The 26,436-nt window shown below is 68.8% G+C and carries 26 protein-coding genes; 12 read left to right on the forward strand and 14 right to left on the reverse strand.

What is annotated here, in order from left to right; translation table 11 throughout:
- Nucleotides 1-4: 4 nt before the first annotated feature.
- Entirely contained in the window at nucleotides 5-871 is an 867-nt protein-coding gene (locus tag DZG09_RS12675; RefSeq protein ID WP_119698122.1) for an amino acid ABC transporter permease, read from the forward strand.
- Nucleotides 868-1,599: an amino acid ABC transporter ATP-binding protein gene (locus tag DZG09_RS12680; RefSeq protein WP_119698123.1), complete on the forward strand. Its 732-nt coding sequence runs from the start codon at nucleotides 868-870 to the stop codon at nucleotides 1,597-1,599. The genes DZG09_RS12675 and DZG09_RS12680 overlap by 4 nt, the downstream gene beginning before the upstream one ends.
- 54 nt (nucleotides 1,600-1,653) lie before the next feature.
- On the opposite strand, the gene DZG09_RS12685 is transcribed toward DZG09_RS12680, so the two are convergent.
- From DZG09_RS12685 to rsmA, 8 genes are all read right to left on the reverse strand, one after another.
- Complete coding sequence (locus DZG09_RS12685; protein ID WP_119698124.1) at nucleotides 1,654-2,565, reverse strand: ABC transporter substrate-binding protein; 912 nt, start codon at nucleotides 2,563-2,565, stop codon at nucleotides 1,654-1,656.
- A 35-nt stretch (nucleotides 2,566-2,600) separates the two neighbouring features.
- Nucleotides 2,601-3,293 carry an ABC transporter permease gene (locus DZG09_RS12690; RefSeq protein WP_119698125.1) on the reverse strand — a complete coding sequence of 231 codons (693 nt, stop codon included), beginning with the start codon at nucleotides 3,291-3,293 and terminating at the stop codon, nucleotides 2,601-2,603.
- Entirely contained in the window at nucleotides 3,290-3,955 is a 666-nt protein-coding gene (locus DZG09_RS12695; protein ID WP_119698126.1) for an ABC transporter permease, read from the reverse strand. The genes DZG09_RS12690 and DZG09_RS12695 overlap by 4 nt, the downstream gene beginning before the upstream one ends.
- Nucleotides 3,952-4,770 (reverse strand): ABC transporter ATP-binding protein, encoded by an 819-nt coding sequence (locus DZG09_RS12700; protein WP_119698127.1) that lies wholly within the window; start codon nucleotides 4,768-4,770, stop codon nucleotides 3,952-3,954. The genes DZG09_RS12695 and DZG09_RS12700 overlap by 4 nt, the downstream gene beginning before the upstream one ends.
- Nucleotides 4,767-5,072, reverse strand: a complete 306-nt coding sequence (locus DZG09_RS12705) for a DUF427 domain-containing protein (protein ID WP_119698128.1) — start codon at nucleotides 5,070-5,072, stop codon at nucleotides 4,767-4,769. Before DZG09_RS12705 ends, DZG09_RS12700 begins: the two co-directional genes overlap by 4 nt.
- Nucleotides 5,073-5,165: 93 nt before the next feature.
- Complete coding sequence (locus DZG09_RS12710; RefSeq protein WP_119698129.1) at nucleotides 5,166-6,101, reverse strand: 4-(cytidine 5'-diphospho)-2-C-methyl-D-erythritol kinase; 936 nt, start codon at nucleotides 6,099-6,101, stop codon at nucleotides 5,166-5,168.
- A gap of 10 nt (nucleotides 6,102-6,111) precedes the next feature.
- On the reverse strand, nucleotides 6,112-7,182 hold the full coding sequence (locus DZG09_RS12715; RefSeq protein WP_119698130.1) for an aldo/keto reductase: 1,071 nt from the start codon (nucleotides 7,180-7,182) through the stop codon (nucleotides 6,112-6,114).
- 70 nt (nucleotides 7,183-7,252) lie between these two features.
- A complete protein-coding gene (gene rsmA / locus DZG09_RS12720) occupies nucleotides 7,253-8,095 on the reverse strand; it encodes a 16S rRNA (adenine(1518)-N(6)/adenine(1519)-N(6))-dimethyltransferase RsmA (RefSeq protein WP_119698131.1) in 843 nt (280 codons plus the stop codon).
- 101 nt (nucleotides 8,096-8,196) lie between these two features.
- Here rsmA and DZG09_RS12725 point away from each other — a divergent pair, with 101 nt between their 5' ends.
- The 5 genes from DZG09_RS12725 to DZG09_RS12745 all read left to right on the forward strand — a co-directional run bounded on the left by DZG09_RS12725 (nucleotide 8,197) and on the right by DZG09_RS12745 (nucleotide 13,050).
- Complete coding sequence (locus DZG09_RS12725) at nucleotides 8,197-9,156, forward strand: hypothetical protein (protein ID WP_240424022.1); 960 nt, start codon at nucleotides 8,197-8,199, stop codon at nucleotides 9,154-9,156.
- Complete coding sequence (locus DZG09_RS12730) at nucleotides 9,153-10,379, forward strand: acylneuraminate cytidylyltransferase (RefSeq protein ID WP_240424024.1); 1,227 nt, start codon at nucleotides 9,153-9,155, stop codon at nucleotides 10,377-10,379. Before DZG09_RS12725 ends, DZG09_RS12730 begins: the two co-directional genes overlap by 4 nt.
- The gene (locus DZG09_RS12735) at nucleotides 10,376-11,248 is read left to right on the forward strand and encodes an N-acetylneuraminate synthase family protein (protein WP_119698133.1); all 873 of its coding nucleotides are present in this window, start codon (nucleotides 10,376-10,378) and stop codon (nucleotides 11,246-11,248) included. Before DZG09_RS12730 ends, DZG09_RS12735 begins: the two co-directional genes overlap by 4 nt.
- Nucleotides 11,245-12,534 carry a DUF6716 putative glycosyltransferase gene (locus tag DZG09_RS12740; RefSeq protein WP_119698134.1) on the forward strand — a complete coding sequence of 430 codons (1,290 nt, stop codon included), beginning with the start codon at nucleotides 11,245-11,247 and terminating at the stop codon, nucleotides 12,532-12,534. Before DZG09_RS12735 ends, DZG09_RS12740 begins: the two co-directional genes overlap by 4 nt.
- Before the next feature lie 171 nt (nucleotides 12,535-12,705).
- On the forward strand, nucleotides 12,706-13,050 hold the full coding sequence (locus tag DZG09_RS12745; RefSeq protein ID WP_162893311.1) for a hypothetical protein: 345 nt from the start codon (nucleotides 12,706-12,708) through the stop codon (nucleotides 13,048-13,050).
- 18 nt (nucleotides 13,051-13,068) lie between these two features.
- Here the strand turns inward: DZG09_RS12745 and DZG09_RS12750 are convergent, their stop codons facing one another.
- The 6 genes from DZG09_RS12750 to rsmI all read right to left on the reverse strand — a co-directional run bounded on the left by DZG09_RS12750 (nucleotide 13,069) and on the right by rsmI (nucleotide 21,066).
- Nucleotides 13,069-15,573 carry a DEAD/DEAH box helicase gene (locus tag DZG09_RS12750; RefSeq protein ID WP_119698306.1) on the reverse strand — a complete coding sequence of 835 codons (2,505 nt, stop codon included), beginning with the start codon at nucleotides 15,571-15,573 and terminating at the stop codon, nucleotides 13,069-13,071.
- 142 nt (nucleotides 15,574-15,715) lie between these two features.
- Complete coding sequence (locus DZG09_RS12755; RefSeq protein ID WP_119698136.1) at nucleotides 15,716-16,051, reverse strand: peptidase; 336 nt, start codon at nucleotides 16,049-16,051, stop codon at nucleotides 15,716-15,718.
- Nucleotides 16,048-17,355, reverse strand: coding sequence for an inorganic phosphate transporter (locus DZG09_RS12760; protein ID WP_119698137.1), 1,308 nt, complete (start codon nucleotides 17,353-17,355; stop codon nucleotides 16,048-16,050). The genes DZG09_RS12755 and DZG09_RS12760 overlap by 4 nt, the downstream gene beginning before the upstream one ends.
- A gap of 289 nt (nucleotides 17,356-17,644) precedes the next feature.
- Nucleotides 17,645-18,532, reverse strand: a complete 888-nt coding sequence (locus DZG09_RS12765; protein WP_119698138.1) for a TatD family hydrolase — start codon at nucleotides 18,530-18,532, stop codon at nucleotides 17,645-17,647.
- 5 nt (nucleotides 18,533-18,537) lie between these two features.
- The gene (gene metG / locus DZG09_RS12770; RefSeq protein WP_119698139.1) at nucleotides 18,538-20,112 is read right to left on the reverse strand and encodes a methionine--tRNA ligase; all 1,575 of its coding nucleotides are present in this window, start codon (nucleotides 20,110-20,112) and stop codon (nucleotides 18,538-18,540) included.
- 138 nt (nucleotides 20,113-20,250) lie between these two features.
- Nucleotides 20,251-21,066 (reverse strand): 16S rRNA (cytidine(1402)-2'-O)-methyltransferase, encoded by an 816-nt coding sequence (gene rsmI, locus DZG09_RS12775; protein ID WP_119698140.1) that lies wholly within the window; start codon nucleotides 21,064-21,066, stop codon nucleotides 20,251-20,253.
- A gap of 207 nt (nucleotides 21,067-21,273) precedes the next feature.
- Here rsmI and phnD point away from each other — a divergent pair, with 207 nt between their 5' ends.
- The 5 genes from phnD to DZG09_RS12800 all read left to right on the forward strand — a co-directional run bounded on the left by phnD (nucleotide 21,274) and on the right by DZG09_RS12800 (nucleotide 26,425).
- A complete protein-coding gene (gene phnD, locus DZG09_RS12780) occupies nucleotides 21,274-22,290 on the forward strand; it encodes a phosphate/phosphite/phosphonate ABC transporter substrate-binding protein (RefSeq protein WP_240424026.1) in 1,017 nt (338 codons plus the stop codon).
- Between the two features lie 73 nt (nucleotides 22,291-22,363).
- Nucleotides 22,364-23,179 carry a phosphonate ABC transporter ATP-binding protein gene (gene phnC / locus DZG09_RS12785; protein ID WP_119698142.1) on the forward strand — a complete coding sequence of 272 codons (816 nt, stop codon included), beginning with the start codon at nucleotides 22,364-22,366 and terminating at the stop codon, nucleotides 23,177-23,179.
- Nucleotides 23,176-23,976 carry a phosphonate ABC transporter, permease protein PhnE gene (phnE, locus tag DZG09_RS12790; RefSeq protein WP_119698143.1) on the forward strand — a complete coding sequence of 267 codons (801 nt, stop codon included), beginning with the start codon at nucleotides 23,176-23,178 and terminating at the stop codon, nucleotides 23,974-23,976. The genes phnC and phnE (DZG09_RS12790) overlap by 4 nt, the downstream gene beginning before the upstream one ends.
- A complete protein-coding gene (phnE, locus tag DZG09_RS12795; protein ID WP_119698144.1) occupies nucleotides 23,973-24,854 on the forward strand; it encodes a phosphonate ABC transporter, permease protein PhnE in 882 nt (293 codons plus the stop codon). Before phnE (DZG09_RS12790) ends, phnE (DZG09_RS12795) begins: the two co-directional genes overlap by 4 nt.
- A gap of 86 nt (nucleotides 24,855-24,940) precedes the next feature.
- A complete protein-coding gene (locus tag DZG09_RS12800) occupies nucleotides 24,941-26,425 on the forward strand; it encodes a dolichyl-phosphate-mannose--protein mannosyltransferase (RefSeq protein ID WP_240424028.1) in 1,485 nt (494 codons plus the stop codon).
- Nucleotides 26,426-26,436 lie beyond the last annotated feature (11 nt).

A 26,436-nucleotide genomic window follows, 5' to 3' on the forward strand; every position in this document is an offset into this window, starting at 1 on the left:
CCGGATGAGCAGCACCGCACCAGACTCCGATTGGCGACCCAGCGAGCTCGAGCTCGACCGCCGCGCCGTGCGCAAGCGCGCCACGGTGCGCAGCGTGCTGATCGCCCTGGCAAGCACCGTCGTCGTAGCGGTCGTGCTCGGCATCGCGATCGTCAACACTCCCGGCTGGGACATCGCCCGCGAGACGTTCTTCTCCCCTGAAGCCGCCGTGCGCGCCTTCCCCGCCGTTCTGCAGGGGCTCTGGCTGAATATCCGGGTGCTGTTCTTCGCGGCCATCGCCGTGGCGATGCTGGGCACGCTGCTCGCAGTGATGCGTTCCCTGCGCGGGCCGGTGTTCTTCCCGCTGCGTGCGCTTGCGACGATCTACGTCGACTTCTTCCGCGGCGTGCCCGTGCTGATCGTGCTCTATCTGGTTGGTCTCGGCATCCCGACGCTCGGCATCTTTCCGCGCATCGATGCCGCGGTGCTCGGCACCGTTGCGATCACGCTGTGCTACTCGGCGTACGTCGGCGAGGTGCTGCGCGCCGGCATGGAGGCGGTGCATCCCTCGCAGCGGATCGCGGCGCGCTCGCTCGGGCTCTCGCACGCGCAGACGCTGCGCATGGTCGTCGTCCCGCAGGGCGTGCGCAAGGTCGTCCCTCCCCTGATGAACGACTTCGTGTCGATGCAGAAGGACGTCGGGCTGATCTCGGTGCTCGGCGCCGTCGACGCGGTGCGCGCCGCCCAGATCGATGTCGCGCAGACCTACAACTTCACGCCGTACCTCGTGGCCGGCCTGCTGTTCGTGGCGATCAGCTGGCCGATGATCCGACTGACCGACTGGGTCACCGCCCGTATGAACAAGCGCGAGCAGATGGGCGGAATCGTATGAGCGTTCTCGACGTGCGCGGTGTGCGCAAGCGCTTCGGCGACCACGACGTGCTGATGGGCGTCGACCTCGTCGTCGACCCGCACGAGGCGGTCGTGCTGATCGGGGCATCCGGATCGGGCAAGTCGACGCTGCTGCGCACGATCAACCTGATCGAGCGGGTCGACGACGGTCAGATCTTCCTCTCGGGTGACGACATCACCGATCCGCGCGCGAACGCCGACGCGGTGCGCAGCCGGATCGGCGTGGTCTTCCAGCACTTCAATCTGTTCCCGCACATGCGCGTGATCGACAACGTCACCCTCGCCGCGCGCAAGGTGCACGGCGTCGATCCCGCGGAGGCGAACCGTCGCGGCATGGAGCTGCTGGCTTCGCTGGGGTTGGGCGAGAAGGCGCGTGACTACCCCGATCGCCTATCCGGGGGCCAGCAGCAGCGCGTCGCGATCGTGCGGGCGATCCTGACCGACCCCGAACTGCTGCTGCTCGACGAGATCACCAGCGCACTCGACCCCCAACTGGTCGGAGAGGTGCTCGATCTGGTGCGGGAGCTGCGCGAGGAGCGCGGGTCGACGATCCTGATGGCGACGCACGAGATGTCGTTCGCCCGCGAAGTCGCCGACCGCATCGTGTTCATGCGCGACGGCGTGATCATCGAGCAGGGAACGCCGGAGCAGATCTTCGACGCCCCCCAGCGCCGGGAGACCGCGGAGTTCCTCGCTCGCGTGCGCTGAGAGCCGGGGCGGGACGCCACTGGTCGCGCGTCGTCGTTCGCCCCGTCGCGCTCGTCAGCCCAGACCCTGCTCGCTCAGCCAGGCGGCGGCGATCTCGTCGGGCTGCTGGGCGTCGGTGGTGTTGGCGACGTTCATCGCCACGAGCTCCTCGCTGGTGAGCGCGGCGCTGACCGGGTCGATCGCCTCAGCGATGTCGGCGGCGATGTCCGCCGACGCGATCGGGACGACGTTCTGCGACAGGAACAGGCCGTCAGGGTCCTCCAGCGGCACGAGGCTCTCGGACTCGATGCGCGGGTCGGACGTGTAGACGTTGCCGACCTGGATCGTGCCGGCCAGCAGCGCCTCCACCGTGGTGTCGCCGGTCGCCTCGAACGCGAGGTCGACGCCGTACATCGACTCGGCGCCGCTCGGACCATACGGGCGCTCCTCGAGCTCCGGCGGGCCGCCGAGGGTGACCGTGCCGTCGACGTTCGCGAGGTCGGCGATCGTGGTGAGCTGGTTGTCGTCGGCGAACTGCTGCGTGACGCTGTACGAGTCCTGGTCGGTCGCCGGCGCGTAGGCGAGCGCTTCCAGCCCGTCGGGCAGCGCCGCGCCGAGCTCCGCGTACACATCGTCCGGAGTGCGCGCCTCGGTCTCGTCGTCCAAGAACTGCAGCAGATTGCCGGTGTACTCGGGGAAGAGACCGATCTCGCCGTTCTCCAGTGACGGCATGTAGACGTCGCGCTGGCCGATGCTGAACTGCCTCTCGACCTCGAAGCCGGCGTTCTCGAGTGCCTGGGCGTAGACCTCGGCGATGATCTCGTTCGACGCGTAGGCCTGCGACCCGACCACTATGGCATCGCCGACGCCCTGATCTTCACCGCCGTCCGTCTCCTCCGCGAGCGGGTCGCTCGACCCGCACGCCGCGAGTGAGAGGGCGAGCACGCCCGCTCCGACAAGAGCCGCTGTCTTCGTGATCGTGTTCATGGATTCCTCGTCTTCGTCGGTCGTGCGATACCAGCCTATGCGGCGCCGACGACATCATGGGCCGCCGCGACGCCGCGAGGCTGCGACGCGCGCTGCAGCAGTGCGAAGGCGCCGTCGAGCACGAGCGCCAGCGCCGCGACCGCGATCGCCCCGCCGAGCACCTGATCGAAATGCCGCAGCTGGATGCCCTGCAGAATGTCATAGCCGAGCCCGCCGAGGTTGACGTACGCGGCAAGAGTCACCGTCGCCACGACCTGCAGCACGGCGGAGCGGAGGCCGCCCACGAGCAGCGGCAGCCCGAGCGGAACCTCGATGCGCCACAGGATCTGCCATTCGGTCATACCGAGGGCCCTGCCAGCGCCCACCGTCGCACGGTCGATCGTCTCGAACCCCGCATATGCTCCGGCGAGGATCGACGGGATCGCCAGCAGCACGAAAGCGACGAGCGCGGCCGGCGTCGAGTTCAGCACCCCCATCAGCAGCACGAGCAGCAGGATGAGCCCGAACGACGGCAGCGCCCTGGCCGCTCCTGAGACGGCGACGGCGAACTCGCGGCCTCGGCCGGTGTGCCCGATCGCCCATCCGATCGGCACCGCGATGGCAGCTGCGATGGCCACGGCGACAGCCGTGTAGAGCAGGTGCAGGCCCACAGCGACCGGGAGCGGGTTCGACCCCGCCAGCCGCTCGGGCGAGAACAGCCAAGCGAAGGCATCGACGAGGAGATTCATACCGTGCCCCTCCCCCGTGTGCTCGCACGATCCGCCCTTGCCCACGGCATCAGCGCCCTGCCTGCCAGCGCGAGCAGCGCATCGACGATCAGCGCGACCAGAGCGACGGCGACGACGCCGGCGAAGATCTCCTCGACCAGCCGCCGCTGGAACCCGTTCGTGAACAGGTAGCCGAGGTTCGTCACACCGATCAGGATGCCGACGGTGGCCAGTGAGATCGTGCTCACCGCCGCAACGCGCAGGCCTGCGAGGATGACGGGGCCCGCGAGCGGAAGCTCGACGCGGAAGAAGCGTCTGACCGGTCCGTACCCGGTCGCGACGGCCGCTCGACGCACATCCGCGTCGACGGAGTCGAAGCCGTCGGCCGCCGAGCGCACCAGCAGGGCGACGGCGTATATCGACAGCGCCAGCACGAGGTTGACCTCGCTGAGGGCGCTGATGCCGAACACCACCGGCAGCAGCGGCAGCAGCGCGAGCGACGGCAGCGTGTACAGCAGTCCCGTCACGGTCAGCACGAAGCCGCGCACGGCTCTGAAGCGATGCGCCACCCAGCCGAGCGGAATGGCGATCACGAGCCCGTACAGGATCGGCGGCACGCTCTGGCGCAGATGCTCGAGCACCAGCGAGCCGATCAGGTCGAGATTCGCGAGCGTCCAGCTCACACGTCGCCTCGGAGCATTCCCTGCACCCGGCCCGAGCCGTCCACGACTGCCGTGCCCCGCGGCGTGCTGCGCAGCGTCATCTCGCGCCTGCCGCCGACCAGACCGACGAACTCGCGCACGAAGTCGTCTGCGGGGCTCTCCAGGATCTCGTCCCTCGTACCCTGCTGCACGATGCGTCCCTCGCGCGCGAGGATCACGATCTCGTCGCCGAGGGCGAACGCCTCGTCGATGTCGTGGGTGACGAACAGGATCGTCTTGCCCAGCTCCGTCTGCAGGCGCAGCAGCTCGCGCTGCAGCTCGCCGCGTACGACGGGGTCGACGGCTCCGAACGGTTCGTCCATCAGCAGGATGTTCGGGTCGGAGGCGAGCGCCCTCGCCACTCCGACGCGCTGCTGCTGACCGCCGGAGAGCTGCGCGGGATACCTGACCGCCAGCTCGCCGTCGAGGCCGACGGTCTCCATCAGCTCGCGCGCGCGTTCGCGCGCCTGCGCCTTCGGGACGCCGTTCAGCACGGGCACGGTGGCGATGTTGTCGATCACGCGCACGTGAGGCAGCAGGCCCGAGCTCTGCATCACGTAGCCGATGGATCGGCGCAGCCGCACGGCGTCGCGCTCGTGCACGTCTTCGTCGTCGATCAGCACCTGGCCCGAGGTCGGCTCGACCATCCGGTTCACCATCCGCAGCAGCGTCGTCTTGCCCGAGCCGGATGAACCGACCAGCACGACCGTTCTGTGCGACGGCACGGTCAGGCTCACATCTGCGACGGCGACGGTGCCGTCCGGATACTCCTTGCGGACGGAGCGGAACTCGATCACGACGGGATCACGGAGACCGCTGGCGAGAACGCGAGGTGCTCACGGGCGTCGACGCCGATGCGCGCGATGGCGGCGTCGTCCATATGCGGGTAGCACCATGCCGCATCCGGCTCGCGCTCTCCCTCAGCCTCGATCGAGAAGTAGCTGGCATCGCCGCGCCAGCTGCAGGTGTACCCGGTCTCGGACGGCACCAGCAGCTCGCGGTTCACACTGTGCGGCGGGAAGAACCACGCCCCATCGACCTCGATGATCTCCTCATCGGATGCTTCTGCGACCACCAGGTCGCGCCATAGTGCTCTCATCGCCCCTCCAAACGCATCGGTTGCGGGCGTCGGGTTCGACACTACCCACACCCACCGACATCCGCCACGCACCCACGCGGATGCCGGTGCCCGTCAGCCGACGATGCGCGCCCCTGGCACTGGGCCGTGCACGAGCAGTGTGTCGTGCCCCGCAGCTTCGAGGGTCTGCTGCAGCTCGGCCGCCGCCTCGGCGCCCGCGGCCAGGAAGGCGATCGTCGGGCCGGAGCCCGAGACGATGCCGGCGAGTGCCCCCGAGCTCTCTCCGAGCTCCATGGTCTCGGTCAGGTCGGGACGGAGCCGCAGCGTCGCCGCCTGCAGATCGTTGCGCAGACACGCCGCGAGCATCTGCGGGTCGCCCTGACGGAGAGCGTGCAGCACGTCGGTGTCGACAGCGGGGCTCTCTGCTCCCCGCCCGATCCGGGCGCCGTGCTCCTCGCGGTGCCGGTCGAGCATGCCGTACGCCTCGGGGGTCGAGACGCCGACCGGGTTCGTCGCGAGCACCCAGTCGACGCGTCCCCTCGCCAGAGCGGGGCTGAGCCGATCGCCCCTGCCCGTGCCGACCGCGGTGCCCCCGAGCAGCGCGAACGGCACATCGGCTCCCAGGCGCGCCGCGAGCTTCTGCAGGTCGCCGCTCGACAGGCCGGTGCCCCACAGCGCGTCGCACGCCAGCAGCGTCGCCGCGGCGTCGGCGGACCCGCCGCCCATGCCGCCCGAGACTGGCACCTCCTTGTAGAGGTCGATCCTGACGCCGCCGTGATAGCCCGTCTCCTCGGCCAGCAGCCTGGCGGCACGCAGGGCGAGGTTGCGCTCGTCTCTCGGCACGCCGAGCACCGGGACCGCCCCCGTCACCTGCGCGATCGTGAAGTCATCGTCGTGCGTGACCACCACGTCTTCGTACAGCGACACGGCTTGGAATGCGGTCGCCAGATCGTGGTACCCGTCCGGCTGCAGACGACCCACCTCGAGGAAGACGTTGATCTTCCCCGGTGCGCGGACGCGCACGGACGGAAACGGGTCGGCGAGGGTCATACGCTGATCGCTACTGGGTCGACGCCGACTCGGCCCACGAGTCGTACTCGAGCTGGGCGCCGACGGCGTCGATCGCCTCCAGCTCCTCTGCGGTGAACGCCGGGCCGTCCAATGCACCCAGGTTCTCGTCGAGCTGCTCGACGCGAGAGGCGCCGATCAGGGCGGAAGCCACCACCGGATCGCGCAGGATCCATGCGATGGCCATCTGTGCGAGCGACTGGCCGCGCAGGGAGGCGATCTCGTCGAGCTGGCGCAGATTCTGCAGCAGCGGCTCGGAGATCGCTCCTGACGGCATCGAACCACGGCTGCGCTCTGCGGCCCCGTCGCCGAGGTACTTCGACGTGAGCAGGCCCTGTGCCAGAGGTGTGAATGCGATCGCGCCCATGCCCTCCTGCTTCAGCGCTCCGGTCAGGCCGTCCTCGACCCAGCGATTCAGGATCGAGTACGCCGGCTGGTGGATCACGAGCGGAGTACCGAGCGAACGAGCGATGGCCTTCGCCTCGAGGGTGCGGGAAGCCGAGTACGAGGAGATGCCGACGTACAGCGCCTTGCCCTGCTTCACAAGGGTGTCGAGTGCGCCGATCGTCTCCTCGAGAGGAGTGATCGGGTCGGCGCGGTGCGAGTAGAAGATATCGACGTAGTCGAGCCCCATCCGCTCGAGCGACTGCTCAGCGCTGGCGATGACGTACTTGCGCGAGCCGAACGTGCCGTAGGGGCCGGGCCACATGTCCCATCCGGCCTTCGACGAGATGATGAGCTCGTCGCGGTACGGCTTCAGGTCCTCCCGGTAGATGCGCCCGAAGTTCTTCTCCGCCGAGCCGTACGGGGGGCCGTAGTTGTTGGCGAGGTCGAAGTGCGTGATGCCCCGGTCGAAGGCGTGCCGGATGAGACCGCGCTGGTTGTCCACGGGGAAGTTGTCGCCGAAGTTCCACCACAGGCCGAACGACAGCGGCGGCAGGTACAGCCCCGTCTCACCCACCTGGCGATAGTCGTTCCTCGCGTACCGGTCTGCGTCCGGCGTGAACGGGCGGTGAAGATCACCGATATCGGCGACAGTCTCGAAGCGAGCCTTCTCAGTCATGGCTTCACTCTACTGATGCGGCGGCCCGCCGGATCACCGTTGCCTGCGAGGCGGGGAAAGTCGTCGCCCGTCATCCCGCGGCGAGCGCGATGCGGTGGAAATCATCGATCCTGAGCGCCTCGCCTCTGGCGGTCGGCGCGACTCCTGCGCGCTGCAGGATCTCGCTGGCCGCTGCGGACCCGCCCCAGATGCCGGACAGTGCCTGTCTGAGCATCTTGCGCCGCTGCTGGAAGGCTGCGTCGATCACCTGGAACGTCCGGTGCCGCTCGTCCTCCGTTCCCCGCACAGTCGTGCTGCGCTCGAACGCCACCAGCACGCTGTCGACATTCGGCACCGGCCAGAACACCTGCCGCGACACGCTGCCGACCGTCCGCCACGAACCGTACCAGGCCGCTTTGGCACTCGGTGATCCGTAGACCTTGCTGCCGGGAGCCGCCGCGAGCCGCTCCCCTACCTCGGACTGCACCATCACCACACCGCGCTCAAGGTTCTCGAACGTCTCCATCAGGTGCAGCAGCACGGGGACCGAGACGTTGTACGGCAGGTTCGCGATGAGCACACGGGGGTCCCCCGGCAACTCGCTCACGCGCATCGCATCGGAGGCGACGACCGTGAGCGCGCCGTCCGGCACGCCGTGCGCGGCTGCCGTCGTCGGCAGTTCTGCGGCCAGCCGCGAATCGATCTCCACGGCGGTCACGGCGGCACCGGTCTCGAGGATCGCGAGCGTCAGCGATCCGAGCCCTGGCCCCACCTCGACCACGCGATCACTGTCGGCGACCTTCGCCACCTGCACGATCCTGCGCACCGTGTTCGCGTCGACGACGAAGTTCTGGCCGAGCTTCTTCGTCGGCGTGACGTCGAGCCTGGCGGCGAGGGAGCGGATCTCGGTCGCGCCGAGCAGCGTCACTGTCATGGCTCCATCATCCCATCGGAGCTCGCGCTTCCAGCAGCGACGGCGCAGGCGCGGCGACGACGAACGTTTCCGTGCGCGTCTCCTGCCCGTAACGTCAGCAGGTGCATCCGTTCATCCTCGCGTCGCACGGTGAACACATGGGGCGGATGTCGACTCTCGCGTGGGTGGAATCGCCGCTGCAGCTGCTCGGCGCGGCGGAATGGGCGGCGAAGCAGGGCCGCGCGATCGACCTGGCTGCTCGTGTCACAGAGCAGATCCCCGAGACGGCTGACGAGATTCTCCGCCGCGGCGCCCGTTTCGCCGAGAAGCAGCCGTACTTCGGCATCCCGTGGCGGATGCTCGCCAGCCACTCGCACTGGCTCGTCGGCGACGGATTCTCCGGCCAGTTCCGGATGGCCGCCGCGGTGCTGCGACCGAAGCGGGTGACGTTCCTCGACGACGGAATGAACACGCTCTCCTTCGCTGACGCGATCGCCGGCACGCTCCCCTATCGCCGTCCCGGCGTCTCGGAGAAGGGACTCACCACACGGTTCGCGCCCCTCGCCCTCGATCACGTTCGTCGGCGCGCATTGGCCGGGGACGCCGAGCTGTTCACTGCCTTCCCCCTGGGCGGAGCGCGAGAGAGCGCAATCGCGGAGTACTCGCTCGGCGTGACCCGCCACGACTTCGGCTGGCTGCGCTCGACGGAACCGAGCGAGCAGCTCACCTCCCTCATCCGGACCGAGCGGGTCGTGCTGGGTTCCGCGCTGCCGACCGACGGACGGATGTCGCAAAGCGACTACCTCGCCTGGGTGCTGAACGAGACGCGCCGCGGCGAGAGCACCTACCTCCCGCACCGCAGGGAGACGCCGGAGATGCTCGGTGCCGTCCGCGGCGTGCCCGGCGTCACGGTCGTGGAGACCGGTGTGCCGGTGGAGCTGGCGCTCGCCGGGCTGCGCCGCCCCGTCGACGTGCGGTCTCTGAGCTCCAGTGCTCTCACGACGCTGCCGCTGGTGCTGCGCGGGACGGAGAGCGTCGTGAACGAGACGCGCGCCAGGCCCGTCACAGGAGAGGCCCGGTGACGCCCTCGGCCCGCTCCGCGTCCGGCGAGGTCGTCGCGATCGTTCCCGCACGCGGCGGCTCCAAGGGCATTCCGGGCAAGAACCTGGTCAGGGTCGGCGGCGTCCCTCTTGTCGCCAGGGCCGTGATCGCGGCGAACGAGGCCGAAGGCGTCGACCGCGTCGTGGTGACGACCGACGACGACGCCATTGCGGCCGCCGCCCGCGAATCGGGTGCACACGTCGTCCGCCGCCCCTCCGACATCTCCGGCGACGGCGCATCCTCCGAGAGCGCGCTGCTGCATGCCCTCGAGTCGCTCGGTTCCGAACCGCGCGCCATCGCCTTCCTGCAGGCGACGTCGCCGTTCATCGACGTGCCGGCCCTGTCGCGCGCCGTGCGGATGGTGCGCACAGGCGAGGCCGACAGTGCGTTCTCCGCTGTGGAGACCTACGGCTTCCTGTGGGCGTCGGGCGCGGACGGTGCGACGGGCATCAACCACGATCCGTCGCACCGGCCGCGACGCCAGGAACGCGAACCGCACTATCTCGAGTCCGGTGCGTTCTACGTGCTCGACACCGTGGGGTTCCGCAGCACCGGGCACCGTTTCTTCGGCCGCACCGTTCCCGTGCAGGTCGACGAGCGCACGGCGATCGAGATCGACTCACCCGAGCAGCTCGACATCGCCAGGGCCCTTGCGCCGCTCGCCGCGGAGCCCACCAGCGTCCCGTTCGCCGTCGACGCCGTCGTGACCGACTTCGACGGCGTGCACACCGACGACCGGGTCACCGTGTCGAGCGACGGCATCGAGCACGTCAGGGTGAGCAGGTCGGACGGGATGGGCGTCCGCCTGCTGCGCGAAGCGGGCATCGACGCGCTGATCCTCTCAACCGAAACGAATCCGGTCGTCACCGCCCGCGCCCGCAAGCTGCGCATCGACGTCCTGCAGGCCCAGGACGACAAGGCATCGGCCCTGCGCACGTGGGCCGACGCGCGCGGCATCCCTCTGAAGCGCGTCGCGTACCTCGGCAACGACGTCAACGACCTTCCCGTGCTCGAGATCGTCGGCTGGCCCGTCGCCGTCTCCGACGCGCATCCGCTCGTCCTCGCCGCCGCGCGACTCGTGCTCGAGCGCGCCGGCGGCTCAGGGGCCGTCCGAGAGCTCGCAGACCGCGTACTCCGATCCCGCGGCGCCGCGCGCAATCCGTTCGCGGCAGCCCAGCAACCCGCACAGAAGGAGACCCCATGACTGTTCGCATCGGTTCGCGCGTCGTCGGGGGCGGTCACCCCGCCTACGTCGTCGCCGAGATCGGCCTCAACCACAACGGCGACGTGGAACTGGCCAAGCAGCTGATCGATGTCGCCGCCGACGCCGGTGCCGACGCCGTGAAGTTCCAGAAGCGCACGCCGGAGATCGCCACCCCCGAGCACATGCGCGACACCCCCCGCGAGACGCCGTGGGGCACGATGACCTATCTGGATTACCGCCATCGCGTCGAGTTCGGCCGCGACGAGTACGTCGCCGTCGGCGACCACGCGACGCTGCGGGGCCTGGACTGGTTCGCCTCGCCGTGGGACCTGCCCAGCGTCGACTTCCTCGAGGATCTGAACGTCGTGGCGCACAAGGTCGCCTCCGCATGCCTCACCGACATCGAACTGCTCGAGGCGCTGCGCGACACCGGCAAGCCGATCATCCTCTCCACCGGAATGTCTACGATGGCGCAGATAGACCGCGCCATCGAGGTGCTAGGCACCGAGAAGCTCGTGCTGATGCACGCGACGTCGACCTATCCGATGGAGCCCGACGAGGCCAACCTGCGGATGATCCGCGTGCTCGGCGAACGGTTCCCCGGAATTCCCGTCGGGTACTCGGGCCACGAACGCGGTCTGCAGATCTCGCTCGCCGCCGTCGCGATGGGAGCCGTCGCGGTCGAGCGCCACATCACGCTCGACCGCACCATGTGGGGTTCGGATCACGCCGCGTCTCTCGAGCCGACCGGCCTCGAACATCTCGTGCGCGACATCCGGATCATCGAGAGCGCGTTCGGCGACGGCGTCAAGCGGGTGTTCCCCGGCGAGGAGGCGCCGATGGCGAAGCTGCGGCGCGTAGACGCGTGAACGGCGCCGGCCGTCTGCGCATCGTCGCGATCGCAGACACCGATTCGTATGTGAAGTGGGCGGCCGCGCTGATCGGCTCGCTGCCCGGGGCCGAGCTGATCGTGCTCGACACTCCGCTCGTGGTCAGCGACACTCAGCTGGCTGTCGCCCTGCGCGGAAGCGGCCTGTCGCGGCCCCGAGGCCGCGGCGGGTCGGGTGACAGGGTCAGGCGCGCCGGGTACGGCGATCTGCCCCGGCTTCTGGCCGGCGCGGACGCCGTGCTGCTCGCGGCCAGGGGACCGCTGGTGCAGGTGCTGCAGCGGCAGATCTCATCGATGGCCCCGTGCCCCGTGATCGTCACGGGCCTGCCGGGCATCTCGATCCCGCCGACCAGACTCGCGCTGCACTTCCGGCGCGGCTGCGACCTGTTCGTGCTGCACTCGCATCGCGAGGTCCGTGAGTTCGCCTCGCTCGCGATCGAGCGCGGCATCCGGCAGCGCTTCGCCCTGGCGACCCTGCCCTTCGCCCGAGCGACGATGCACGAGCCCGCCGCCGATGGCACGGACCTCGTGTTCGCCGCGCAGGCCAAGGTTCCACCGGAGCGGGAGGAAAGGAAGCGAGTGGTTCGCCTGCTCATCGCGGCGGCGGAGGCCGACCCCGGTCGGCGCGTCGTACTGAAGCTGCGCGGCCGGCCTGGTGAGTCCGAGACGCACCGCGAGCTGCACTCCTACCCCGAGCTGCTGCGAGAGGCCGGCGATCTTCCGGAGAACCTCGTCGTCTCGACAGAGGCGATGTCGACTGCGCTGAGGCGCGCCGAAGGGCTCGTCACGGTGAGCTCGACGGCGGCCATCGAAGCGGCGGCCGCCGGCGTTCCCGTGATCGCGCTCGACACGTTCGGCGTCTCGGAGCAGCTCATCAACGTGGTGTTCATCGGCAGCGACCTGCTGGCGGGCGAGGACGACGTGATCCATCGGCGGTTCCCCGTACTGCGCTCGCAGTGGCGGCGGGACAACTACTTCCACGAGCCGAGCGACGACGACTGGCTCGGCCAGCTCCGCGCGTTGGTGGAACGGCGCCGCCGCGGCGGGCTGGAGCCGCGCGAGCCGCTCCAACGCTTCGCCGGACGCGCCCGTGACGCGTGGGAGCGCCGCCTCGCGCTCGGTGAGCACGACCCGCAGTCCGCAGGCGCGGCCGCGTACGCCGTCGGCCTGCCGCTGCACGTCGTCGCGCGCGCGGTTCGCATGGTGCGCGGCCGCGTGTTGCGCACCCGCTCTGCCGAGCGGGAACGGACGCCCGTTCCCGGCTGAGGTGTCCTCGGCTCCGCGGCAGTCGCTGTTGCAGGCCCGGCACCCTCGTCCTCTCCCTCACAGCCCGGAATCTCGCGGATTCCGTCCGCATTCTCCGGATGCCCCTGCCGTGCACGCAGGAACCATGCGATGGTCGATGACACACGCACGGACATCGCCCACAATGGAGGGATGAACATGAACGACCCGCAGGTCTGGGTGCTCATCGGCACCTTCTCGGCCGTGCTCGTCGGGGTGCTCGGGCTCACCACGACGCTGACCCTGCGCACGGTGAGGGCGGGCTTCGAGAAAATCGAAGCCGAGTTCCGGGCGGTTGACGCCACAATCGGCGCGGTGCGGCACGAGATGCTCGGCGCGGTGACTGCCCTGAAGTCCGATGTCTCCCGCCTCGAGGGCGTGATGAACGCGCGCTTCGAGACGGTCGACCAACGGTTCGAAAGCGTCGACCGCCGCCTCGACGGCCTCGACCGTGACGTCACCGCGCTCACCAGGCGCGTTCTGGGCGACGGCGCGTAGGTTCGCCGGAGAACGCCCTCACATCCGCCCCGCCCACGTCACGTCCACGACGGCCTCACCCTGAGCGTCCGACTCGACGAGGTCCACTCTCGCGCGGATGCGCCAGTCGTGATTGCCCGCAGGGTCGTCGATCACCTGCTCGACCTTCCAGACACCGCGTTCGGATGCGTCGACGCGGCACAGCGCGGGCGAGCGCGCGGGACCGCCTGTGAGCATGTCGTCGTGCTCCGCGTAGTAGGCGTCCAGCACCTCAGGCCAGCCTGCATCCGGATCGAGCTTCTCGAGCTCGTCGTCGCGCTCGAGCGCGGCCAGCTGCACGCGGCGGAACATCTCGTTGCGCACCAGCACAGTGAAGGCACGGGTGTTGCCTACCAGAGATGGCGGCGCCGGCGGCAGCGCCTCGGCCTCGCCCAAGGCGTCGCGGCCCGCGGCGAGCGCTTCCCACTCGTCGACGAGACTCGAGTCGACTTGGCGCACGAGCGCGCCGAGCCACTCGATGATGTCCTCGAGCTCCTCGGTGCGGGCATAGTCGGGAACGGTCTGCCTGATCGCCCGGTACGCGTCGCTGAGGTAGCGCAGCACCAGTCCCTCGCTGCGGCCGAGCTGGTACCACTGCACGAACTCGGCGAAGCTCATCGCCCGCTCGTACATGTCGCGCACGACGGACTTCGGGCGCAGCTCGAAGTCGCGCACCCACGGCTGGCTGGACGCGAACACCTGGTACGCCTGGGTGAGCAGCTCTTCGAGCGGCTTGGGGTGGGTGATCTCCTCGAGCGCCTCCATGCGTTCGTCGTACTCGAGGCCGTCGCGCTTCATCTCGCCGACCGCCTCGCCGCGCGCTTTGTACTGCTGCTGCGAGAGGATCTGGCGCGGGTCGTCGAGCGTCGACTCGATCACACTCACCACGTCGAGCGCGTAGTGGCCGCTGCCCGCGGCGCCAGGGGCGTCATCCGGATCGAGCAGGTCGATCGCCGCGAGGGCGAACGGCGACAGCGGCTGGTTGAGGGCGAAGTTCGGCTGCAGATCGACGACGAGCCGGATGACCGGCCCTGCGACCTCGACGACCTCCGCCTCGCGCAGCGTGCGGAACAGTGCGAGCGCGCGCCTGGCGAGCGCATACTGCTCGGTGCGCGGCTGATGGTTGTCGAACACGAGCGAGCGGACGTTCCCGAACACGTCGCCGCCGCGGCCGATCACGTTGATCAGCATCGCCGCGGTGATCTGCATCTGCGGGCGCAGCGCCTCGGGCTCGGCGTCGACGATCTTGGCGAAGGTGTCTTCGCTCCACGAGACGAAGCCCTCTGGCGCCTTCTTGCGGGTGACCTTCTTGCGCTTCTTGGCGTCGTCGCCGGCCTTGCGCAGCGCCTGCGCGTTCTCGATGTCGTGCTCCGGAGCCAGCGCGATGACGTTGCCGTAAGGGTCGTAGCCGGCGCGCCCGGCCCTTCCGGCGATCTGATGGAACTCGCGCGCACCGAGCCTGCGCATCCGCTGCCCGTCGAACTTGCTCAGCGCCGTGATCAGCACGGTCCGGATGGGCACGTTGATGCCGACCCCGAGGGTGTCGGTGCCGCAGATGACTCGCAGCAGGCCGCGCTGGGCGAGGGTTTCGACGAGGCGGCGATAGCGCGGCAGCATGCCGGCGTGGTGCACTCCGATGCCTGCGCGCACCAGACGCGAGAGGGTCTTGCCGAAGTTGGTCGTGAAGCGGAAGTCGCCGATCGCCTCGGCGATCTCGTCGCGCTGCTCACGCGAGGTGACCTTCACACTGGTCAGCGCCTGGGCGCGCTCCATCGCGGCCGCCTGGGAGAAGTGCACGATGTAGACGGGCACTTCCGTCTCGTCGATCAGCCCCTGCACGACCTCGTGGCCCGGTCGCGTCTCGTACGAGAAGTGCAGCGGGACGGGCCTGGTCGCGCCGGCGACGAGCGTCGTCTGGCGCCCTGTGCGCTCGGTGAGGTCGGATTCGATCTGCGTCGTGTCGCCGAGCGTGGCCGACATCAGCAGGAACTGGGTGCTGTTCAGCAGGAGCAGCGGCACCTGCCACGCCCAGCCGCGCTCACGGTCACCGTAGAAATGGAACTCGTCCATCACGACCGTGTCGATGTCGTCGACGCTGCCGTGGCGCAGGGCGATGTTCGCGAGGATCTCGGCCGTGCAGCACACGATGGGTGCATCAGGATTCACCGAGGAGTCGCCCGTGACCATGCCGACGCTGTCCGCGCCGAAGATCTCGACAAGCGCGAAGAACTTCTCGCTGACGAGCGCCTTGATCGGCGCGGTGTAGTAGCTGCGGCCGCGCCGCGAGAGGCTCACCGCGTGGGCGCCGATCGCCACCAGCGACTTGCCGGTTCCGGTCGGCGTCGCGAGGATCACATTGCTGCCAGACACCAGCTCGATGATCGCCTCGTCCTGCGCGGGATACAGCTCCGTGCCGCGGTCGGCGGCCCACGACACGAACGCGTCGTACACACCGTCCGGGTCGGAGCCTGCGGTGTCGATCCGGTCGGTGAGTGAGATGGCCATCCGGTCCAGTCTCTCATCCGGCGGACGAACGACGAGGGCAGCCCGTTCCGGTGAGCCCTGCCGCCGGATGTCGCTCAGCCGGTTCTGGATGCAGCCGCGCCAGAACGGCTTCACTGCCCGGCATCGTCTTGCGCCCGGCGCGTCAGTGGCCGGGCCCGAAGACGATCAGCAGAAGGCCGGCCGCCACAGCGAGCGCGCTCATCGCGAAGCACGCGTAGGACCCGATCAGCGCCGCGCGCTTCTGAACGTCCGTAAGGGGGCTCTTCCTGGCAGCCTTCGCCGCGGCCTTCTCCTCTTTGCGCTTCTGCTTCTCTGTGAGCACGGCGATCGCATCGGTGAACTCGGCGGGAGCGACGACGGGAATCCGCCCGCTCGCCGCGCGCAGCCTCAGTCCGAGCGCATAGAAGCCCACGACGAGCCCCGCTCCGGCGAGCGCGGTGACGAACACCTGCAGGAACGCCAGCCAGTCGATGCTCATCGTCCGCCCCTCCCATTCCTGCGGCGCGCTCTCTCTGCGGATCTTTCCGCCTCCTGCGCCTTCCGCGCCGCCTTGCGCTCCTTGCGCTCCGCTTTCTCGCGCTCGCGTCGCTCAGCGATGCGCTGTGCGCGGCGGGTGGGCGGCGGGTTCCGCTTCACCTTCACCGCGGCACCGGACTCGCTCACCTCACTCATCGCGTTGCCCGAGTTGACAGCGTCCTTGCGCGAGCGCAGGAACAGCCCCAGCACGATCACCACGGCTGCGATCGCGTCGATGACGACGCCGGTGATGCCGAGCCACACCACGACGAGCGCCGCCAGCGCTCCGACGCCGCCTGCCGCGGGGAGTGTGACCACCCAGCCCGCGAAGATGCGGCCGACCGTGCGCCAGCGCACCGTCGAACCGCGCCTGCCGAGGCCGGAACCGATCACGGATCCCGATGCGACCTGTGTCGTCGACAGCGCGAAGCCCACGGCGCTTGAGGCGAGGATCGTCGCCGACGTCGAGGCCTCGGCGGCGAAGCCCTGCGCTGGTTTGACATCGGTGAGGCCCTTGCCGAGAGTCCGGATGATCCGCCAGCCGCCGATGTAGGTGCCAAGCGCGATCGCACTGGCCGCTGCGAAGACCACCCACAGCTGCGGCTCGTGGTGCGCGGAGGACTGCCAGCCGACCGTGATCAGCGCGAGCGTGATGACGCCCATCGTCTTCTGCGCATCGTTGGTGCCGTGCGCGAGCGCGACGAGGGATGAGGTGAAGATCTGGCCCCAGCGGAAGCCGCTGCGCCCGTCGGGCTTTCCGTCGTAGCGGCGAGTGAGGGCGTAGGCGAGCTTCGTGACGAGGTAGGCGATGATGCAGGCCGTCAGCGGCGCCAGGAGCGCGGGCATGATGACCTTGCTCATCACCACGCCGAAATCGACCGCCGCCGCGCCGACGCCCACAAGCGTCGCGCCGATCAGTCCGCCGAACAGCGCATGCGACGAACTGGACGGCAGGCCGAGCAGCCAGGTGAGCATGTTCCAGGTGATCGCCCCGATCAGCCCGGCGAAGATGAGGGAGGGGAACAGCGCGTGCGATATCTGATCCTCGAGGATGATCCCGCCGGAGATCGTCTTCGCGACCTCCGTCGACAGGAACGCGCCGCCGAGGTTGAGCAGAGCAGCAAGCGTCACCGCCGTCTTCGGCTTCAGCGCACCGGTCGCGATGGGCGTGGCCATTGCGTTCGCGGTGTCGTGGAATCCATTGGTGAAGTCGAAGAACAACGCCAGTACGATGACCAGCACCACGATCAATGAAGCGGTTTCCACCGGCCGCCTTCCTTGTGTTCGGCGCTTCGCGCCTCTCGCCCCTCCGTCGCGGAGCCTCACAGCGCACGCGCTCTGCGGTCCCGCTTCGTCGGTTGAGTCGACGCGCCGAACGCGTCAAGGTGCCGGAAGGAACGTTCATCTGCAGTTCAGCATCCGGCAACTGAACCGCAAGAATCCTGCCACCCGTGGGCGGCTCGCCGCAACGCGACACCGGCGGCCGCAACTCTTCATTTCTGGCACATTTCTGCTGCTGGGCACCCCAGGAGATGTGCCAGAAATGAAGAAGCAGTCAGAACTCGCCGTAGACCGCCACGGTGTTGGCTGCGACCTGGGCGCACAGCTCGTCGAGGTCGGCATTCAGCTCCTGCGCCATGAAGCGCATCGTCAGCGGCACCAGGTACGGCGCGTTGGGACGACCGCGGTACGGCACCGGTGTGAGGAACGGCGCGTCCGTCTCGACCAGGATCCGCTCGCGCGGCGTCACCGCGAGTGCGTCGCGCAGGTTCTGCGCGTTCTTGAACGTGATGTTGCCGGCGAACGAGAGCCAGTACCCGGCTTCAGCGGCCTCTTCTGCCATCTCGGCGTCGCCGGAGAAGCAGTGGAACACGGTCCGCTCTGGCGCGCCGACCCGCTTCAGCGTGTCGAGCACGTCCCTATGGGCGTCACGGTCGTGGATCTGCATCGCCAGCGCGTGCTTCTTGGCCAGATCGATGTGCGCCTCGAACGAGGCCAGCTGCGCCGGACGGCCGTTCTCATCCGTGCGGAAGTAGTCGAGCCCCGTCTCGCCGATCGCGCGCACCCGCTCGCGCGAGGCGAGTTCGTCTATCTGCGAGAGCGCGTCATCGAGCTGCCCGTGCGCGGCGTACGTCGGCGCGTCGTTGGGGTGGATGGCCACGGCCGCGAGCACGCGCGCGTGGCGGTCAGCCGCGTCCGCCGCCCACCTGGACGATTCGAGGTCACCCGAGGCCTGCACGACGCCGGCCACGCCGACCGAGACCGCCCGATCGAGCTGCTCGTCGAGGGTGAGCGGATCATCGCCGTCCGCGATCTCGAGATGGGCGTGGTTGTCGTACACCGGGACCGCGAGCGGTTCAGGCGGCTCCGGATGCGACAGATTCTTGCGCCCGGAGCTCGAGCGCTTCTCGACGTAGGTGTCCCGTGGAGTCGTGCCGGTCATCCGGATCAGTCAGCCTCCACGCGAGGGAACAGCGGCTGCAGCTTCGACACCGTCGTGCCTGCGGGGAGCGTTCCCCATGCGCCTGCCTCACGGATGGGCTGCGCCGTCAGTTCGCCGAGTGTCGTCGCGACGCCGAGGGCGTCCCACAGCTTCGCGGTCGCCGTCGGCATCACCGGCGAGAGCAGCACGGCGAGCGCGCGCAGGCCCTCCAGACACGTGTACAGCACGGTGGCGAGACGCTCGCGCTGAGCGTCGTCCTTGGCCAGCACCCACGGCTCGTTGTCGGTTATGTAGCCGTTGAGTGCGTCCACGATCCTCCACAGCTCGTCGATCGCCTGGTCGAGCCGGAACCGTTCGACAGCGGCATCGGCTGCGACAGCGGCATCGGCGACGAGGCGCTGGATCTCCAGGTCACCCTCCGTGTACTCCCCCGGCTGCGGTGCCGTCCCGTCGAAGTACTTGTGCGTCATCGCGATCGAGCGCGATGCCAGGTTGCCGAAGCCGTTGGCGAGCTCGGCCTGGTAGCGGGCGGCCATGTCCTCCCAGGAGAACGAGCCGTCCTGGCCGAAGGCGATCGCCGAGCCGAAGTAGAAGCGGTAGGCATCGCTGCCGAAGGTGTCGACCAACGTCGACGGCGAGATGCCGGTGGCCTTCGACTTCGACATCTTCTCGCCGCCGACGAGCAGCCATCCGTGCGCGAACACACCGCGCGGCACCTCGAGGCCCGCAGCCATCAGCATGGCGGGCCAGATCACGGCGTGGAAGCGCAGGATGTCCTTGCCGACCACGTGATAGCCGGGCCAACGGCGGGCGAAGTTCTCGTCGTCGTCGCCGTAGCCGATCGCCGTCGCGTAGTTGAGCAGCGCGTCGACCCACACATAGATCACGTGCGAGGAGTCCCACGGCACCGGGATGCCCCAGTCGAACGCGCTGCGCGAGATGGACAGGTCCTTCAGCCCCTGCTGCACGAACGCGACGACCTCGTTGCGCGCGGACTCGGGCTGGACGAAATCGGGGCGCTCACGGTACAGCTCGAGCAGCCTGTCGGAGAACTCGCTGAGTTTGAAGAAGTAGTTCTTCTCGTGCAGCAGCTCGAGCGGCTTCGAGTGGATCGCGCAGACCTTCAGTCCCTCGAACGGGCCGGTGCCCTCGACGATCTCGCTGTCGGGCTTGAACTCCTCACACCCGACGCAGTAGAGCGCCTCGTACTCGCCTGCGTAGATGTGGCCGCGGTCGAAGATCGCCTGGATGAACGCCTTGACGCTCTCCTCGTGCCGATGCTGGGTCGTCCGGATGAAGTCGTCGTTGGCCACGGACAGCGTCTCGAGCAGTGGGAGCCACTCCTCGGCGACGAGCTTGTCGACCCACTCCTGCGGCGTGACGCCGTTCGACGCGGCGGCGCGCATCATCTTCTGTCCGTGCTCGTCGGTCCCGGTGAGCATCCAGGTGTCGTCGCCGGCCTGGCGGTGCCAGCGCGCGAGCATGTCCACTGCCACCGTCGTGTACCCGTGACCGATGTGGGGCACATCGCTGGGGTAGTAGATCGGAGTGGTGATGTAGAACGAGCCGCGAGAAGTCACCAGAGCAGTCTAGTTGCGCACGATGCATGGTTTCGCGAGCGCGCCCAACGGTCCCGTGAGATGCGCACATTTCGTCCGAATACCCGTCGGACTCGGCGCATTTCGGAGAAGAAGGCGCATCTCGGCAGTGGGGCGCCGTCAGCGGGGCGCAAGTGCCGCCTGGTAGAGGTCGCGGGAGGACAGGCCGGTCGCGGCCGCGACCTCGCGGGTGGCCTCTTTGAGACGCACGCCGCCGTCGACGAGTGCCCGCACCTGCGCGAGACCTTCTTCCGGTGAGGTCTCGAGTGCCTCGGCGCCTGCCACGACGATGACCAGTTCGCCGCGCACGCCTGCGGCCGCCCACTGCACCAGCTCCGCGAGCGTTCCGCGCGCGGTCTCCTCGTGCAGTTTGGTCAGCTCGCGGCTCACGCTCGCGCGGCGTTCGGCGCCGAATGCCGTCGCCATATCGGCCAGCGTCTGCGCGACGCGCGTCGGCGCTTCGAAGAACACCAGGGTGCGCTGCTCGGCGGCCAGTGCAGCGAAGTTGCGTGCGCGCTCGCCCTGCTTGCGCGCGACGAACCCTTCGAACGCGAACCTGTCGGTCGGCAGCCCGGACACGGCGAGAGCCGTCAGCACCGCGCTCGGACCGGGCACCGCCGTGACGTCGACGCCGGCGGCCGACGCCGCGGCGACCAGCCCGTATCCAGGGTCGCTCACCGTCGGCATGCCGGCGTCGGAGAGCACGACGACGTCCTGCGTCTGCGCCAGTTCGACGAGCTCAGGTGCCCGCTGCTTCTCGTTGTGGTCGTGGAATGCGATGAGCCGCGGACGGTTCTGTATGCCCAGTGCGGCATACAGCCGCTGCGTCGTGCGCGTATCCTCGGCTGCGACGATCGTCGCCTGCTCGAGGAGCTCGACCAGCCGCCGTGACGCGTCGCCGAGATTGCCGATGGGTGTCGCGGCGAGAATGATCACCAGACCAGGGTACGCGGGCCGCCCTCACCTGTGCGGCAGACGCAGATCTGACTTCCCGGTGGACGGAATGACCGTCAGGTAACGACATCGTGAACTCCCTGTCCCCGGCCGATACCGGCGGATATCGTCGGTCTCGGGTGCGTCCGCGCCCAGCACGGTTCTGCTCGTCGCGCTCGTCTGCGCGACCCTCACATGGGGAGAAGTCCTTTGTCTTTCACCTTCACCAAGCGCCGCACAGCAGCCGCCCTCACGGGCGCCGCGGCCCTCGCACTCGTACTGGCCGGCTGCGGCGGCTCCGATGACGGCGGGACCGGCGACGGCGACGCAGGCGGCGAAGCGCCCGAGAAGCTCGTCCTCGGTCTCGTGCCGTCGCAGGAGGTCGACCAGCTCGTCCTCGACGCCGATGTGCTCGGCGAGCAGCTCTCCGACGAGCTCGGCATTCCCGTCGAGACCAACGTGACGGCCGACTACTCGGCACTCGTCGTCGCGATGCAGTCGGGGCAGGCCGACATCGGCATGTTCGGCCCGATCGCTCTCGTGCAGGCCGCCGATCAGGCGGGCGCCGTACCGATCCTGCAGTCGGTGCGCTACGGCTCGGAGAGCTACGTCACCCAGTGGTTCACCAACGACACCGACCGCTTCTGCCTCGACGACGTCGTGAAGAAGGACGTCGACGGCGCGACGATGACCTTCTGCAACGGCACAGACGTCGACGAGGTCTCAGGGCCGGTCGGCGAGGACGCTCTGGAAGAGGTCGCTCAGGACGAGTCGATCGCCTTCGTGGACGCGGGCTCGGCATCCGGCTACTACTACCCCGCGACCCAGCTGCAGCAGATCAACGGCTTCGACCCGGTCGACCTGTCCGGCGCGTCGTTCGCCGGCGGCCACCCGAACGCCGTGCAGGCCGTCGCCGACGGCGACGCCACCGTCGGCACGAGCTTCAACGACGCCCGCGCCGAGCTCGTGGAAGAGGACCCTGAGATCGGCGAGAACGTCACGGTGTTCGCCTGGTCGGGCAACATCCCCAACGACGGTGTCGCCGTCTCCGCCGATCTCTCTGAGGAGTGGCAGCAGAAGGTCTCGGACGCGTTCCTGGCAGTCGCGGACACGGAGGAGGGCCTCGCCGCCCTCGACGCCGTGTACTCGATCGAGGGTCTCGTCCCCGCCGACCTCGACGCGCTCGACGCGGCGCGCCAGGTGGAGGCCAACTTCGGCGAGGAGTGATCCCCGCGGGGCCCCGGCCGCGCTATCGTGTGCCGGGGCCCGTCTCTTCTCGCTCTCGACCGATTGATCTCACGTGATTCGATTCGACAAGGTCTCCGTCACCTACCCCACTGGCACCAAGGGGCTGGACGATGTCTCGCTGGAGATTCCCGACGGCCAGTTCGTCGTCGTCGTCGGCCTCTCCGGCGCGGGCAAATCCACGCTGATCCGCAGCATCAACGGCATCGTCCGCACCAGTGACGGCAGCCTCGACGTCGACGGCTTCCGGGTGGACGGCGCCAGCAATCGCGCGCTGCGCACGCTGCGCACGCGCGTCGGCATGATCTTCCAGGGCTTCAACCTCGTTCCCCGTTCGAGCGTGCTGAACAACGTGCTCACCGGACGAGTGAGCACGACGCCGTGGTGGCGCGCTCTGCTCGGCTGGTGGAAGAAGGACGACATCGAGCTCGCCTTCCGGTCCCTCGAACGCGTCGGCATCGTCGAGAAGGCCTACAACCGCGCTTCAGCACTCTCCGGCGGCCAGCAGCAGCGCGTGGCCATCGCCCGTGCCCTCGCCCAGGATCCCAGCGTGATCCTCGCGGATGAGCCCGTCGCCTCGCTCGACCCGCCGACCGCGAACATGGTGATGCGCGACCTGCAGCGCATCAATCGCGAACTGGGCATCACCGTGGTCGTGAACCTGCACTTCCTCGACCTGGCGACCAACTACGCCGACCGGATCATCGGAATGCGGGCGGGCAGGATCGTCTTCGACGGCACGGCCGACGAGACGGACGAGAAGACGTTCGAGGAGATCTACGGCCGGGCCCTGAACGCCGCGGATGTGCTCCCGGACTCCGCAGACGTCACCGTCGCCGGCGCGGCTCGTCACGGCCGGTCGGACGAATGAGCACGGAGGCACCCGTTCGGATGGCCAGGCCCGCCAAGCCCAAGCCGCGACCCTTCTTCATCGTCGTCGGCATCGTCGCCGTCGTGATGACGGTGTGGTCGGCGATGCAGATCGACTTCACGCTGATGCCGTTCTTCGAGGGCAACCCCCGTGCGTGGGGCATCATCCAGCAGTATCTGACGCCGAACTGGGAGTTCATGCTCCGGGTGTGGCCGCAATGGCTCGAGACGCTCTACATGGCGGTTCTCGCGACGTTCCTCGGTGCGGTCGCCGGTCTGGTCTTCGCACTGCTCGCCTCGCAGACGACGAACCGCTCCCCCTGGTTCCTGAAAGTCGTGCGCTGGTTCCTCGCGGTGCTGCGCTCGCTTCCCGAGGTCGGCTGGGCGTACATTCTGGTGGCCATGGTCGGCGTCGGCTCGCTGGCCGGTATGTTCGCCTTGGCGATCTTCAACCTGGGCATCATCGCGAAGCTGACCAGCGAGACCGTCGACGCCGTCGATCGCGGTCCCCTCGAGGCGGCGGATGCCGCGGGAGCGACCATCATGAAGCGCTCCGTGACGAGCGTGCTCCCGCAGATCTGGCCGGCGTTCTTCTCCTACACGCTGTACGTCTTCGAGATCAACCTGCGCGCATCCGCCATCATCGGCATGGTCGGAGCAGGCGGCATCGGCTCGGTCATCGACGTCGAGAAGGCCCGCTTCAACTACGACAACGTCTCAGCGATCGTCGTCGGGTTCATCATCATCGTGATCGTGCTCGACGTCATCTCGCAGCAGGTGCGGAAGAGGCTGATGTGAGCGCTGCACAGGACACCAGGACCGCTCAGGCGTCACCGCTGCGGCAGGAGCGGCCGAAGCCTCCGTCGAAGACGCCTGCCACACTCGGCTTCATCCTCACGGCGCTTGTGATCATCGCGTGCACGTGGGCGCTCCAGGCCGACTGGGCGCGCGCGCTCGGAATTCCTCAGGCGATCGTGCAGTACGCGGGACTGATGAGCGAGGGCCTGTGGCACAACCCGTTCGTCCTGCCGCACGCCGAGTGGTGGACCGTCGCGTTCGACTTCATGTTCGACTCGGTGTACATGGCGTGGATCGGGACCCTGATCGGCGCGGTCATCTCGCTGCCGCTGGGCTTCGCCGCCTCGCGCAACGTCGCACCTGGCTGGCTCGTGTGGATAACCCGCACAGTGCTCAACATCATCAGGGCGGTGCCGGAGTTCATCCTGGCGATCGTGTTCCTGCTGCCGCTGTTCGGCTTCCATCCAGCCGCCGGTGCGCTCGCGCTCGGGATCGGATCGGTCGGCACGCTCGGCAAACTCACCAGTGAGGCACTCGAGGACATCAGCCCCGGCCCTGTCGAGGCGCTGCGCGCGACGGGCGCCAGCGGGCTGAGCGTGCTCCGCTGGGGCATGCTTCCCCAGGTGCTGCCGGAGATCATCTCGTTCTGGCTGTACCGCTTCGAGGTGAACATCCGTGCCGGCGCGATCCTCGGCATGCTCGGCCTCGGCGGCATCGGCTTCCTGCTCAGCCAGCTCTTCGACGGTCGCGAGTGGGCGCGCGCGGGCATCGCGCTCGTCGTCACGATCGTGGTCACCATCATCGTCGACCAGCTCTCCGCCGCCGTGCGCCACCGCATCATCGGCCAGGAGCAGTTCGCGCCCAAAGAGGTGTTCTGACCGACTCTTCGCGTCTCCGGCGCTTCTTATGCAGACCGCGGAGGAGATGTCCGAGACGTGAGGAGTCGTCGCCATAGGCTGGGCGGGTGCGGATTCGGATGACGATGCGGGCGCGGGAGTGGCTCGCGCCTGTGGTGCTGACGGCCGTGGCGACGCTGGTGCGGTTCATCGGACTCGCGCATCCGCACGAACTCGTGTTCGACGAGACGTACTACGTCAGAGACGCCTGGTCGCTGTGGAACCTCGGCTATGAGGGCGAGTGGCCGGATGGCGCGGACTCAGCGTTCGAGACGGGGCGCACCGATCTGTTCACCTCGGACGGGTCGTTCGTCGTGCATCCGCCGCTCGGCAAATGGCTGATCGCACTGGGGATGGCGCTGCTCGGGCCTGAGAACCCTGCGGGGTGGCGTCTCGCCACGGCCGCGGCCGGCACGATGATGGTCCTCGCGCTGTACTTCCTGGCCAGGCGGCTGACCGGCTCGGTGGCCGTCGCCTCGATCGCCGCCGGCCTGCTCGCCGTCGACGGCCTCGGCATCGCGATGAGCAGAGTGGCGCTTCTCGACGGCATCCTGGCCGCGCTCATTCTGCTGGCCGTGTGCTTCCTGGCGCTCGACCGCGACCGCACGCGCAGGCGGCTGGCCGAGGCATCCGGGGCGCTGTTCGGGCCCGTGCTGTGGCGCCGCCCGTGGGTGCTCGCCGCCGGACTCGCGCTGGGCGCCGCGAGCGCTGTGAAGTGGTCGGGACTGTACGCACTCGCCGGTCTCGGCATCTGGCTCGTGGTGCTCGACGCGATCGACAGACGCCGCGCCGGTGTGCGGGAATGGCTGCCGTCGGCGATCATCCGGCAGGGTCCTGCGACGTTCCTGCTGCTCGTGCCCATCGCCGTCGCGACGCACCTCGCGTCGTGGGCCGGATGGTTCGCGACGTCGGGCGGATACGACCGCGACGCATCGGCGAACCCGCTCGCGGCGTGGTGGACCTATCAGTCCGCCGTCTACGACTTCCACGTCGGGCTGTCCAGCGGGCACGCCTATGCCAGCCCGGCATGGCAGTGGCCGCTGCTGCTGCGGCCGACGGCGATGTGGGTCGGGCATCCGGACGACGCGTCGATCGCCGTGATCGGCAGCCACCCGAACCCGATCGTCTGGTACGCCGGGATGGCCGCGATCGTTCTGCTGATCGTCGTGCTGATCCGCACGCGCCGGATATCCCTGGCGTGGCCGCTCGTCGGCATCGCGATCACGTGGGTGCCGTGGCTGCTGTATCCCGCGCGCACGATCTTCCAGTTCTACACCGTGGCGATGCTGCCGTTCGTATGCCTGGCACTTGCGATGGCACTGCAGCACCTCGTGCGCAGACGGGAACCGGTGCTGCTGCCGGAGCCCACGGAGGCGGAGACAGCCGACGCGACCGAGTACGCCGATCGTCAGCGCCGCGCATGGCGGGTCGTCGTCGGCGTCTTCCTCGCGCTCGCGCTGCTCGCCGCGGCATACTTCCTCCCACTGGCAACGGGAATCGCCGAGCCCTACCCGCTCTGGCGAGCCCACATGTGGCTCCCCGGCTGGATCTGACCCGCGCCCCA

The sequence above is a fragment of the Microbacterium halotolerans genome (assembly GCF_003569805.1).
Lineage (GTDB): Bacteria > Actinomycetota > Actinomycetes > Actinomycetales > Microbacteriaceae > Microbacterium > Microbacterium halotolerans.